Genomic DNA, 12,269 nt, shown 5'->3' on the forward strand with positions numbered 1-12,269 from the left:
CGGCCTGCAACTGCGCGCCAAGCTGACAACTACAAGCTGACAGTGGCCGACTGCGGCAGACACTGCAGCCAGTAGTCATCGACTTCGGCCAAGTCTTGTTTGGACAACTGGTCCAGGTGCTCCCAGTAGCGGCCTGATTCGATGAAGTAGTTGAAACGCTGCTCTGCCTGGTGAGCCACGCCCACTTTCAAGAGGTCAAAGCTGGTTTTCAAATCGGCGCACTTTTGCCGCAACTGCTGGTCTGTCAAGGCAACAATGTCGGCCAGTGTTGCCCTGGGAAAGGTCAGTCTGGATTGTTCGCCTTCAGACAAATTGAGGCACATGCACCCGCCTTTAAGCGCCGACACATGCAAGCGGTTGGCCTTGGCTTCTAACGACTGCAGCGTCACATCGTCTCGCAAGGGGTCAGCCATGCCTTGGCCATAAAAGTGCGTTTGCGAACCGTCTACGGGGTACACCATGTCGCAGCCCACGAAAGCCAGCACATCCGGCTTTAGCGCGCCCAGCGCCCAGTACGCCGCGGTAAACGCCATGGTGCCGCCCGCATATACAAAACCGCCATATTGGTTTTGTATGGGCACATAGTCAGCAGCCGTAACCACTGTTTGTTGCGGGCTTGCGCCAGGTGGCGCGTTTTCTGGCGGGAAGTCTTCGGGGTAAATGAGGTAGTCCCAGTCGCTGCGAATTCGCCACGCGTTGTTAATGGCAACAATTTGCGCCGACCCCTTTGGCCAGTCTTTAGCAACCACCGCATCTGGTGCGCTGCCTAAAACGATGACAACCTTAGGCAAAGCAATAAGACCTGTTCATGGCGAAATTATATGCATTTCAAGTCCTGCGCAGCAGGCTCAAGCAACGCTACCAGGCCACAACGCGCAAGCCTAAGCGTCGCCCAACAAGTCACCTGTTTTGTCGGCGGGCGCCGTCACACCCAAATGACGGTAAGCGGCCAGCGTGGCGATACGCCCGCGCGGTGTGCGCTGCAGGTAGCCTTGCTGAATGAGGTAGGGCTCAATCACGTCTTCAATGGTGTCGCGCTCTTCACCAATGCTGGCCGCAATGTTGTCAAGGCCCACTGGGCCACCGTCAAAGCGGTGTATCACCGCCTCCAGCAACTTGCGGTCCATGATGTCAAAGCCCTGCGGGTCAACATCCAGCATGACCAGGGCTTTGTTGGCAATGTCCAGGGTAATGCGCCCGCTGCCTTTTACCTGTGCGTAGTCACGCACACGGCGCAGCAAGCGGTTGGCGATACGCGGTGTGCCGCGTGAGCGCTTGGCAATCTCGAAGCCACCTTCTGCATCCATGGGGACATCCAGTAGCTTGGCGCTGCGCGTGACAATGCTGGACAGCTCTTTAGAGGTGTAAAACTCCAAGCGCGCCACAATGCCAAAGCGGTCGCGCAGCGGGTTGGTCAGCATGCCCGCGCGGGTGGTGGCTCCCACCAGGGTAAACGGCTGCAAGTCCAGCTTGATAGAGCGTGCCGCCGGGCCTTCGCCAATCATGATGTCGATTTGGTAGTCTTCCAGCGCGGGGTACAAAATCTCCTCCACCACTGGCGACAAGCGGTGAATCTCGTCAATAAACAAGACGTCATTGGGCTCCAGGTTGGTGAGCAGGGCTGCCAGGTCTTTGGGCTTTTCAAGCACGGGGCCACTGGTTTGGCGCAGGTTCACGCCCAACTCGTTGGCAATGATGTGCGACAGCGTGGTCTTGCCCAAGCCGGGTGGGCCAAACAACAGCACGTGGTCTAGCGCTTCTTCGCGTTTTTTGGCCGCACCAATAAATATCTCAAGCTGCTCGCGTGCTTTGGCTTGCCCCACGTAGTCAGCCAGGACCTTGGGGCGCAGGGCGCGCTCCATGGCCTCTTCGGTATTGGAGGTGGGCGCGGCAGACACCACGCGCTGGGGCGCAGGTGCAAAGTCGTCGGTTTGAATGCTCATAGGGGCTTAGTTTATTTGGCGAGGGCTTTGAGTGCCATTTTGATGCCATCCGACACGCCAATATCCACGGGCATGGCCTTTAGCGCGGCACCTGCGTCCTTGTCGCTGTAGCCCAGGGCCAGCAGGGCTTGCAGTATGTCGCCTTGGGTGTCGTTGACTATGTTCACGCCCGTGCTCACGCTGTCGCCCAGCTTGCCCTTTAGCTCCAGCAACAAGCGCTCAGCGGTCTTTTTGCCAATGCCTGGTACTTTCACAATGCGCGCCGTGTCTTGGCTGGCCACGGTGTTGACGAGGTCGGTCACGCCCATGCCTGAGAGCACAGCCAAAGCCATGCGCGGGCCTACGCCAGATATCTTGATGAGCTGCCTGAACGCATGGCGCTCGGCTTGCGTGGCAAAGCCATACAGCAACTGCGCGTCTTCGCGCACCACAAAGTGTGTGAGCAAGGCAATTGGCTGCCCCACATCGCCCAGGTTGTAAAACGTGCTCATGGGCACGTCTACCTCGTAGCCTACGCCGTGGCAATCCACCACAACTTGGGGTGGGTTTTTCTCCAGCAAGGTGCCGCTTAATTTGCCTATCATTGGGGTTCCTAGTTTGGCCGCATGCAGCGGCAACTTTAAAGCCTACCCTTGGATTATCCGTTTGATTCTTAAGCACACCTTCAGCCCGCCCGATAACGACCGCATGGCCCACTTGTGTGGCCCTATGGACAGCCATTTGCGCACCATAGAAAACGGTTTGCACGTCAAGATTGCCCACCGCTTTGAGCAGTTCAAGGTAGATGGCACCAAGGCCAGGGCAGAGCAAGCCATGAACGTGCTGCAAGCCTTGTACGAAATGGCGAGACGCCCCATACCACCAGAGCAAGTGCAGCTGATGCTCACGGGTGACACCAGTCTTGAAGGCAGCAGCCACGACTTGAGCGTGCAAACCCGCCGCGGCGAGCTCAAGGCGCGCACAGCCAACCAGGCCGCCTACCTCAACCAAATCAATACCCATGACATCACTTTTGGTATTGGCCCAGCTGGCACGGGCAAAACCTACCTGGCCGTGGCCTGCGCCGTTGATGCGCTAGAGCGCAGCGCGGTGCAGCGCATTGTGCTCACGCGCCCAGCGGTTGAGGCTGGTGAAAAACTGGGCTTTTTGCCCGGCGACCTGGGCCAAAAGGTAGACCCCTACTTGCGCCCGCTGTACGACGCCTTGTACGACCTCATGGGCTTTGAGAAGGTACAAAAAGCGTTTGAACGCCAACAAATCGAAATTGCGCCGCTGGCTTTTATGCGTGGGCGCACACTAAACCACGCGTTTGTGATTTTGGACGAGGGCCAAAACACCACCCCAGAGCAAATGAAGATGTTTTTAACGCGCATTGGCTTTGGGTCCAAGGCTGTTATTACAGGCGATGTCAGCCAAATTGACTTGCCCAAAACCCAAACCAGCGGCCTGATTGACGCTGAACGGGTATTGCGTCGCACCCCTGGCATTGCGATGACGCGCCTGACCAGCGTGGACGTGGTGCGCCACCCACTGGTGGCCCGCATAGTGGATGCCTACGACGCACGCAACACCCGTGGCGATGAGGTACCGCCTCCTGCCAAAACCACCTCCCGCAAAAGAGCCACACCATGAGCTTGCCCGCCCTTAGCCTGTCCTTGCAGTTTGGTGCGTTTGAAAACCCACGCCAGCTAGCAGCCCATAGAGCTGAATTGAAGCGCCACTTTGTCACCCGCTGCTTGCGACACGCCTTGGCGGCCAACGGCGAACTCACCGTGCGCGTGGTGGATGTAGACGAGGCGCAAATGCTCAACAACGCCTACCGTCAAAAAGACTACGCCACCAACGTACTCACTTTTGACTATGCCACCGAGCCCGTGGTGCACGCCGACTTGGTGTTGTGCGCACAGGTGATAGAGCGCGAGGCCAACGAACAACGCAAGCCACTGGCCGCCCACTACGCCCACATGCTGGTGCACGGCTGCTTGCACGCCCAAGGCTGGGACCACGAAACCTCACAGGCCGATGCCGATGAGATGGAGGCCCACGAGATTGCGATACTGGCCAGACTTGGGTTTGCTAGCCCCTACTAGCTAGTCAATGTCCAAGGGAATCGTTATGGGCCCGTCGTTCACCAGTTGCACTTGCATCTCGGTGGCGAAACGGCCTGTTGCAACCACAGGGTGCAGGGCCTTGGCGCGTTGCACCAGGTAGTCAAACAGGACTTTGGCTTGCTCAGGCGGTGCGCTGGCGGCAAAGCTGGGCCGGTTGCCTTTACGGGTGTCGGCGCTCAACGTGAACTGGCTGACCAGTAGCAAGCCACCCACCTTGCCTGCGCCGTCTGTATTGGGTAATGCATGGTCCAGCTTGCCGTGCGCGTTGGCAAACACGCGCAGCTTTAGCAGCTTGTCCAGCAGTTTGTCAGCGCTTGCCTGGGTGTCGCCAGGCATGGCGCACACCAACACCAACAAACCCGTCTCAATGCGCCCCACAACATCACCGTCCACGGTGACGTGTGCGCTGGCGACACGCTGCACGATGGCTTTCATGACTCGGGGTGGCTGATGTGGGTGTAGGTTTCCACATCACTGGGCAGCAGCTGAATGGTGGGCAGCAAACCTGGTACGGCGTGCACCAGCGCGCGCTCTACATCGCCACGCAAAGCTGCAGCCCGGCCCAGCGTCCAGTTGGCGGGCATGTGCATGTGCATGTCTACAAAGCTGCGCGGTCCCGCCTGGCGTGTGGTGACGTGGTCAAAGCGAATAATGTCTGTGGTGTCAGGGCTTTGGGCAAAGTCAGCCAGCACGGCGTCAATCTGCGCTTGCACGTCTTGTGGCACAGCCACATCCATCAGCGCCAGTGACGACTTCCAAACCAGCTTGCCACCCTCTCGCAAAATGTTGAGTGCCACCGCAATAGCCACCACCACATCCAGCCACATCCAGCCAGTGGCCACGACCAACAACAAGCCAATGACAACACCGACAGACGTCCAGACATCGGTGAGCAAGTGTTTGGCGTCGCCTTCTAACGCCGCAGACCGGTACAGCTTGGCCGACTGCAACATCACATACGCCAACGCACCATTGAGCACAGAGCTGGCAACCGACAGCATGATGCCTGTGTCGATTTGCACCAAAGGCTCAAGATTCAACCAACGGTAGGTTGCTGAAAAAATAATGCCAAGCGCAGCACCAATAATCATAATACCTTCAAAGCCAGCTGAAAAGTACTCGGCCTTGTAGTGACCATAAGGGTGTGCGTCATTGGCGGGGCGCGCCGCAACAGTAACCATTTGCAATGCAAACATGGCACTGGCCAGGTTCACAAATGACTCCAAGGCATCGGACAACAGTGCCACAGACCCTGTGAGCCACCACGCAAGCATCTTGAGCGCGATGGTCGCCAACGCCACCACGACGGACAGGCGCAGCAGGTTTCTGGGAGATCGCCAACTGGGCGTAGCTGCTCTCATGACTGGCCTTAGTTGCCCAGCGTCACACGCGCAAATTTGCGCTTGCCCACTTGCACCACGTAGGTGCCGGCTTCAAGCTTCAAGCCTTTGTCGCTGACCACACTTGAGTCAACGCGCACACCACCACCCTCAATCAAACGCCCCGCCTCTGACGAGGATGGTGCCAAGCCGGCGGCTTTTAACAAGGCGCCAACACCCATGGGCGCACCACTCAACGCCACTGCTGGAATCTCGTCGGGGATACCGCCTTTGCTGCGGTTGATGAAATCTTGTCGGCTGCATCTGCCGCAGCGGCAGAATGAAAGCGCGCTGTTATTTCTTTGGCCAACATCACCTTGGCCACTTTGGGGTTGAGCCCGGCTTGCACTTGCGCGCGCAAGTCGGCTATCTCGGATTCCGACTTGAAGCTGAGCAACACGTACCAGCGCCACATCAAGTCATCGCTGATGGACAACACTTTCGCGTACATGGTGTTGGCGTCTTCGGTGATGCCTATGTAGTTGTGTTTGCTCTTGGACATTTTGTCCACGCCGTCCAAGCCCTCCAGTAGTGGCATGGTCAAAATGCATTGCGGCTCTTGGCCGTACTCCTGCTGCAAATGGCGGCCCATCAACAGGTTGAACTTTTGGTCTGTGCCGCCCAGCTCAAGGTCGGCCTTCAGGGCCACGCTGTCATAGCCTTGCATCAGCGGGTACAAAAACTCATGCACGCTAATGCTTTGCCCGCCATGAAAGCGCTTGTGGAAATCGTCACGCTCCATCATGCGCGCAACCGTGTATTTGGCTGACAGCTCAATCATGCCGCGCGCGCCCAGCGGCTCGCTCCACTCGCTGTTGTAGCGAATCTCGGTTTTGGACTCGTCCAACACCATGGCGGCCTGGTTGTAGTAAGTCTTGGCGTTTTCCAAAATTTGCTCTTTGGTCAGCGGCGGACGCGTGCTGTTACGCCCAGACGGGTCACCGATCAGGCTTGTGAAGTCGCCAATCAGGAAAATGACTTGATGCCCCAGGTCTTGCAACTGGCGCATCTTGTTCAGCACCACCGTGTGGCCAATATGAATATCTGGCGCCGTAGGGTCCAGCCCCAATTTGATACGCAGCGGCGTGCCGCTGGCATTGGCTTTGTTCAGCTTGGTGACCCACTCGTCTCTGGGCAGCAACTCGTCGCAGCCGCGCAAGCTGACCGACAACGCGTGCTCAACCGCCTCATTGGCGGGCACGACAGGTGCAGATGACTTGGAGGCCGAACTGTCGGCTTTGGATGGATTATTTTGCATAGGGTAACGCTTGCCGCAAACCAAGGACTTACATATAATTCGAGAGGATTCTAAAACACCTAGAGAATTAACTAAAACCCAAGCACAACTGCCTTCTTTAGCTATAAAGACTGGCACACTTGGGGCCCCAATTGTAGTGGGCGCGGCCAGCGTTTTGCAGCCAAGCCCCAGTAGCCCAAGCGTTTGGGCTACCGTTATCAAAACTGCAGGTGCAGCCACAGCTGGCACCGCAGACGCGGAGTTTTGCTTGTTTACTGGACACCACCGTTTTAGAAGCGACGCACGGGCTGACAAGCCCCATACGCGCCACGCCAAACCCACACGCACAACAGCGCCACACACATCCTGGCAAAAGCGTTTGTTCCTGTTTGGCCTGAGCCTGTTCGGCTTGGGTATTACCTCGTTTGGCATAGGCAGCGTGCTGGACCAAACACGCATTGCAGCCTCCCAGGACGATGTCGCCGCCACATCGGTCAGTGGCCTGATTGGCGACGCGCTCAACCTGCCCTTTGACATCAACTCAAGCCGTCAAAGCAGTGGCGCATCGGATGTGCTGCTGTACAGCCACGACTGGATTCGCCGGGGCGACAACATCGTAAGCCTGCTACAGCGCATGGGCGTGCAAGACGATGCCCTTGCCGCGTGGATGCGCCAGGACAAAGCCTCGCGTGCGGTCATGGCCAACCCCAACAACAAGCGCGTTAACGTGGCCTACACCCTAGAGGGTGGCGTGCAGCAACTGGTGATGCGCTGGATACCCGACAACGCTGTTGACCAATTCACGCGCCTCACCGTGTCGCGCAACGACAGCGGCCAGTTCGCCAGCCTGTCTGAAACCCTCCCCCTGGAACGTCGCCAGCGCTTGGCCAGCGGGCGTATAGAGTCATCACTGTTTGCCGCCACCGATGCAGGCGACATTCCAGACAGCATTGCCATGAGCGTGGCCGAAGTGTTTGCCAACGACATTGACTTCAACCGCGACCTGCGCAAGGGCGACACCTTCAGCCTGGTGTACGAGCAGCTTGAAGCAGACGGCGAGCCCTTTAAAGCAGGCCGCTTGTTGGCGGTTCAATTTGTTAACAACGGGCGTGAGCTCAACGGCATCTGGTTTCAAAACGGCACAGCCAAGGGCGAATACTTCGACTTGAACGGCAACAGTACAAGGCGCTTTTACCTAGCCTCTCCCATGGAGTTTTCACGCGTTACCAGCAGCTTTGCCATGCGTTTTCACCCCATTCAAAAGCGCTGGAAGCGCCACCTGGGCGTTGATTACGGCGCACCCACTGGTACGCCTGTGCGTACAGTGGGCGATGGCCGCGTGTCGTTTGCCGGCGTGAAGCGCGGCTTTGGCAACGTAGTTGAAGTGCAGCACGACAGCAAAAACATGACGCTGTACGCCCACTTGAGCCGTATTTACGTGCGCAAGGGTCAGCGTGTTGAGCGCGGCGAAAACATTGGCGCAGTGGGAGCCACAGGCTGGGCCACTGGGCCGCACTTGCACTTTGAGCACCGCGTTGGTGGTGTGCACAAAAACCCTGCACTGCTCGCCCGCAACAGTCGCGCCATGACCATCAGCAAGGCGCGCATGGGCGAGTTTGTGGCGGTTGCCCAAGATATGTACTCTCAGCTTGAGGCCGCAGGCTGGATGACAGCACAAGGCCAGACCCCGGTCACAAACTAACGCGGGCCAGGCCTGTTTGGGCCAATACGCCTGTCTTATCACCGACAATGGCGGCTATGACTACCGCCACACGCCACGCGCCAACTCCCCACAACAATGGCCTGTTTATTGGCCTGATGTCTGGCACCTCGCTTGACGGGGTTGACGGCGTGTTGTGCCGCATAGACCAGGACGGCCAGCCGTACGTCATGGCACACGCCCACCAGGCATTCAGCCCTGCCGTCAAGTGCTTGGCATTGCAGCTCAACACAGCGGGGCACAATGAACTGGCGTTGGCGGCCCAGTTGGCCAACAGCTTGTCGCACATCAACGCCGGCGTATGCGAACAGCTACTGGCCTACGCAAACCTAAACGCCTCGGACATACAAGCCGTTGCCAGCCATGGCCAGACAGTGAGGCACGCGCCGCATGCGGCCCCCAATCTGGATGGGCTTAATAGCGTGGGCTATTCGCTGCAAGTGAACAACCCAGCACTGTTGGCTGAACTGACCGGCATAGACGTTATCGCCGACTTTCGCAGCCGCGATATTGCGGCGAACGGCCAAGGCGCACCGCTGGTGCCTGCATTTCATCAACACGTATTTGCTCGCAACAATGAAACAGTTGCTGTGCTCAATATTGGCGGCATGGCCAATGTCAGCGTGCTTGCGCCCACAGGCGTCTGGGGCTGTGACACTGGCCCAGGCAATGTGCTGCTGGACACATGGGTGCACCAACAGTTGGGCCAGGCTTTTGATGCCGATGGCGCTTGGGGCGCCAGCGGCAGCGTGCACTCGGACTTGTTGCACGCGCTGTTGCAAGAGCCCTTTTTTGCCACCAACCAGACAGCCTCGCCCACCAGCACCGGTCGCGATTTGTTTAATGCCCAGTGGCTGGCGCAGCGGCTGAAAGGCTTCACCCATGTGGCAGCAGCTGACGTGCAAGCCACGCTGGGTGCGCTTACCGCCCATAGCGCGGCGCAGCAAATCCAGCTGATAAGCACCCAGGCAACACCGCCTGGCAGCGTACTGGTGTGTGGCGGTGGTGCTTACAACAAGCAGCTGATGGCGCAACTGCGCCTGGCCATGCCACACGCCACAGTGCACACCACCGACGAGGTGGGGATGCCCGCACTGCACGTAGAGGCCTGTGCCTTTGCATGGCTGGCGTGGTGTTTCACGCAGCGCCGCCCTGGCAACGTGGTTGCGGCAACAGGCGCACTGGGCCCGCGCGTGCTGGGCGCACTGTACCCGGCCTAGGCCAACACCCGACAAGCCTGCAAACGCAAAAAAGCCCAGCATTGCTGGGCTTTTTGTCGGTGCGCTAAGCCTGGACTTTAAACGCTAAAGCTCGAGCCACAACCACATGTGGTCGTTGCGTTGGGGTTCTTGATGACAAACTGTGCACCCTGCAAGTCTTCCTTGTAATCAATCTCTGCGCCAATGAGGTACTGGTAGCTCATGGCGTCGATCAGCAGGGACACGCCATTTTTGGTCATGGTGGTGTCGTCTTCGTTGGTGATTTCGTCAAAGGTAAAGCCGTACTGAAAACCAGAGCAGCCGCCACCTTGCACAAATACACGCAGCTTCAACTCAGGGTTGCCTTCTTCGGCAATGAGGTCTGCCACTTTGGCCGCGGCGCTGTCGGTAAACACCAAGGCGCTGGGCATTTCCATGTCTGGTACTGACTCTGCAACTGCGGACATAATTGACTTTCTGGGTTCGGCAGCGCTGTTGTCGCACGGCCTGTTTGTTGAATACTTGACTGAAATGCTACACCAAGGCTGGCGCAGGCGTTGGCTTAGGCCTGCTTGACCGCGAGTTTAAGAGGGGCTTTCTCGTCGGACTGGGCCACCAACGGGCACAGCTGACCAGTGACCAGGGCACCCAGGTGCAACTCTATAGATTTGTATTCCACGTTGCCTTCAACGCGGGCTTTGGGCTGTAGTTCAATCAGCTGCTTGGCCTCTACAGGGCCCAGTACAGTGCCGTTGACGATCACGTGGTCGGCCGATACAGCACCTTCAATGCGCGCGTTTTCGCTTACCACCAGCACGCTGGGCTTGCCTTCGCGGCCTTTGACGTCGCCGGTTATAACGCCATCAATGCGCAAACCATCCTCAAAAGAAATATCACCACCAATGGTGGTGCCTGATGCGATCAAGCTTTTGATCAGTGGCATCTTCTTTTTACCCAACATATTGTTCTCTTTCTTGTTTAAAGCTGCCGGCGCTGTTGCGAGCGCTCAGGGGGACGGCACGCTAAAAATTAAATGTCTGTATTGACTTCGCAGCGCCATTTTGCACGAGCTTGACGGTGAGGCTCTTTAAAACCACACCAGCTGGTATATCAAATACGCCTGTGCTGCGCACATATTGCAGCAAACTCAGGTTTCTGGGGCTGCCCTGGGGGGTCATACTAAAGGGCTTGCCCCCCAACGTACCCGTCACAGACAGCTCCAAGCTGCCCTTGAACGTTGATGGGTTTTTGGCTGCCTGAATCACCAGCACTTGCCAGCGCACTTGCGTGGGCGTGAGCATATCGGCCTGCACAGACCGGATAGTCGCGGCTGCAACGCCGCTGCCAGAGGGGATAAGACGCTCAAAAAAGCCCAGGTCATCCCGCAGTGCCTGGTTGTCCGCCTCGAGGCGACGGATTTGTTCAACCAGCTCTTTTTGTGCCGTTTGCTCGGCAATGATCTGGCTTTGTGAGGTGTTGACCAACGATTGCGCTTTTTCAAGCACGGCTTGTATGCGCTTGTTCTCTTCTTTCAGCGCCACGAGCTCTTCTTGTGACACGGCACCAACGCCGGCGATTTGCTTGCCTTGCTCGAAGGCCCACAGCGCCAAAGCTGCAGAAAAGCCCAGCACCACGGCAGCCAGCAGCCAACGCAACGGCCAAGGCAGCGCACTTCTTACCGCCATGCGCGGCGCGCTAACCGTTAGGCGACGTCTTAGCAAACGAAGTCTCATGGATAACCAACTACTTGCAAACCAGTAAAAACACAAACGACAAAGCCGCCCAAGACAAGTCTTGCGGCGGCTTTTGTGTACAACAAAACGTAATTAACGCTTGCTGAACTGCTTGCGACGACGAGCTGAACGCAAACCAACCTTTTTACGTTCCACTTCGCGAGCATCGCGAGTCACGTAACCAGCTGCTGACAGCGCTGGCTTGAGGTTGGCGTCGTAGTCCATCAGGGCACGTGTAATGCCGTGACGTACCGCACCGGCCTGGCCAGATTCACCACCGCCGTGCACGTTCACTTGAATGTCAAAGCTTTCAACATTTTCTGTGAGCACCAAGGGCTGCTTGGCAATCATGATAGAGGTTTGACGACCGAAATAGTTTTCGATGTCTTTACCGTTTACCGTGATCTTGCCTGAGCCTTTTTTGATAAACACACGCGCGACGCTTGATTTGCGGCGGCCTGTGCCATTGTTCCAATCACCAATCATTACGGCTCCTTAGATTTCCAACACTTTGGGTTGCTGGGCAGTATGTGGGTGCTCGGCACCGCCATACACTTTGAGCTTCTTGACCATGGCGTAACCAAGTGGGCCTTTGGGCAACATGCCCTTGACCGCTTTTTCCAGGGCGCGGCCTGGGTGCTTGGCTTGCATGTCACGGAAGTTGGTGCCGTAAATGCCACCTGGGAAACCAGAGTGACGGTAGTACACCTTGTCCAAGGCCTTGTTGCCTGTGACTTTAATTTTGGATGCATTGATAACGACGATGAAATCGCCGGTGTCAACGTGAGGCGTGTAAATGGCCTTGTGTTTGCCGCGTAGACGGAGAGCAACTTCGCTGGCTACTCGTCCGAGCACCTTATCGGTGGCGTCAATCACAAACCACTCATGGACGACCTCAGCGGGTTTTGCGCTGAAAGTTTTCATTTGAGATATCTCTTGAGTTGGTT

The 12,269-nt window shown here is 57.3% G+C and carries 14 protein-coding genes and 1 pseudogene; 4 read left to right on the forward strand and 11 right to left on the reverse strand.

Going from position 1 to position 12,269, the window contains the following annotated elements; translation table 11 throughout:
* Positions 1-29 precede the first annotated feature (29 nt).
* From LN050_07375 to ruvA, 3 genes are all read right to left on the reverse strand, one after another.
* A complete protein-coding gene (locus LN050_07375) occupies positions 30-791 on the reverse strand; it encodes a hypothetical protein (protein ID UFS55645.1) in 762 nt (253 codons plus the stop codon).
* 90 nt (positions 792-881) lie between these two features.
* Positions 882-1,943 carry a Holliday junction branch migration DNA helicase RuvB gene (ruvB, locus tag LN050_07380; protein ID UFS55646.1) on the reverse strand — a complete coding sequence of 354 codons (1,062 nt, stop codon included), beginning with the start codon at positions 1,941-1,943 and terminating at the stop codon, positions 882-884.
* Between the two features lie 11 nt (positions 1,944-1,954).
* Entirely contained in the window at positions 1,955-2,527 is a 573-nt protein-coding gene (gene ruvA / locus LN050_07385) for a Holliday junction branch migration protein RuvA (protein ID UFS55647.1), read from the reverse strand.
* A gap of 61 nt (positions 2,528-2,588) precedes the next feature.
* Between ruvA and LN050_07390 the strand changes: the two genes are divergently transcribed.
* The gene (locus tag LN050_07390) at positions 2,589-3,575 is read left to right on the forward strand and encodes a PhoH family protein (protein UFS55648.1); all 987 of its coding nucleotides are present in this window, start codon (positions 2,589-2,591) and stop codon (positions 3,573-3,575) included.
* A complete protein-coding gene (ybeY, locus tag LN050_07395) occupies positions 3,572-4,033 on the forward strand; it encodes an rRNA maturation RNase YbeY (GenBank protein ID UFS55649.1) in 462 nt (153 codons plus the stop codon). Before LN050_07390 ends, ybeY begins: the two co-directional genes overlap by 4 nt.
* On the opposite strand, the gene dtd is transcribed toward ybeY, so the two are convergent.
* The 3 genes and pseudogenes from dtd to tyrS form a co-directional block, all read right to left on the reverse strand.
* The gene (gene dtd / locus LN050_07400; GenBank protein ID UFS55650.1) at positions 4,034-4,489 is read right to left on the reverse strand and encodes a D-tyrosyl-tRNA(Tyr) deacylase; all 456 of its coding nucleotides are present in this window, start codon (positions 4,487-4,489) and stop codon (positions 4,034-4,036) included.
* Positions 4,486-5,415 carry a cation diffusion facilitator family transporter gene (locus LN050_07405; GenBank protein ID UFS55651.1) on the reverse strand — a complete coding sequence of 310 codons (930 nt, stop codon included), beginning with the start codon at positions 5,413-5,415 and terminating at the stop codon, positions 4,486-4,488. The genes dtd and LN050_07405 overlap by 4 nt, the downstream gene beginning before the upstream one ends.
* An 8-nt stretch (positions 5,416-5,423) precedes the next feature.
* A pseudogene (gene tyrS, locus LN050_07410) lies at positions 5,424-6,691 on the reverse strand (tyrosine--tRNA ligase).
* A gap of 136 nt (positions 6,692-6,827) precedes the next feature.
* On the opposite strand from tyrS, the gene LN050_07415 reads away from it, so the two are divergent.
* Together LN050_07415 and LN050_07420 are read left to right on the forward strand one after the other, a co-directional pair.
* Positions 6,828-8,372 (forward strand): M23 family metallopeptidase, encoded by a 1,545-nt coding sequence (locus LN050_07415; protein ID UFS55652.1) that lies wholly within the window; start codon positions 6,828-6,830, stop codon positions 8,370-8,372.
* 56 nt (positions 8,373-8,428) lie between these two features.
* Positions 8,429-9,610, forward strand: a complete 1,182-nt coding sequence (locus tag LN050_07420) for an anhydro-N-acetylmuramic acid kinase (GenBank protein UFS55653.1) — start codon at positions 8,429-8,431, stop codon at positions 9,608-9,610.
* Between the two features lie 77 nt (positions 9,611-9,687).
* On the opposite strand, the gene erpA is transcribed toward LN050_07420, so the two are convergent.
* The 5 genes from erpA to rplM form a co-directional block, all read right to left on the reverse strand.
* Positions 9,688-10,056 (reverse strand): iron-sulfur cluster insertion protein ErpA, encoded by a 369-nt coding sequence (gene erpA / locus LN050_07425; protein ID UFS55654.1) that lies wholly within the window; start codon positions 10,054-10,056, stop codon positions 9,688-9,690.
* Positions 10,057-10,151: 95 nt separating this feature from the next.
* Complete coding sequence (locus tag LN050_07430; protein UFS55655.1) at positions 10,152-10,550, reverse strand: polymer-forming cytoskeletal protein; 399 nt, start codon at positions 10,548-10,550, stop codon at positions 10,152-10,154.
* 61 nt (positions 10,551-10,611) lie between these two features.
* On the reverse strand, positions 10,612-11,274 hold the full coding sequence (locus LN050_07435) for a hypothetical protein (protein ID UFS55656.1): 663 nt from the start codon (positions 11,272-11,274) through the stop codon (positions 10,612-10,614).
* Between the two features lie 141 nt (positions 11,275-11,415).
* Positions 11,416-11,808: a 30S ribosomal protein S9 gene (rpsI, locus tag LN050_07440; protein ID UFS55657.1), complete on the reverse strand. Its 393-nt coding sequence runs from the start codon at positions 11,806-11,808 to the stop codon at positions 11,416-11,418.
* A gap of 9 nt (positions 11,809-11,817) precedes the next feature.
* On the reverse strand, positions 11,818-12,246 hold the full coding sequence (rplM, locus tag LN050_07445) for a 50S ribosomal protein L13 (GenBank protein UFS55658.1): 429 nt from the start codon (positions 12,244-12,246) through the stop codon (positions 11,818-11,820).
* Positions 12,247-12,269: the final 23 nt, after the last annotated feature.

The sequence above is a fragment of the Comamonadaceae bacterium M7527 genome, from assembly GCA_021044545.1.
Classification (GTDB): Bacteria; Pseudomonadota; Gammaproteobacteria; order Burkholderiales; family Burkholderiaceae_C; genus RS62.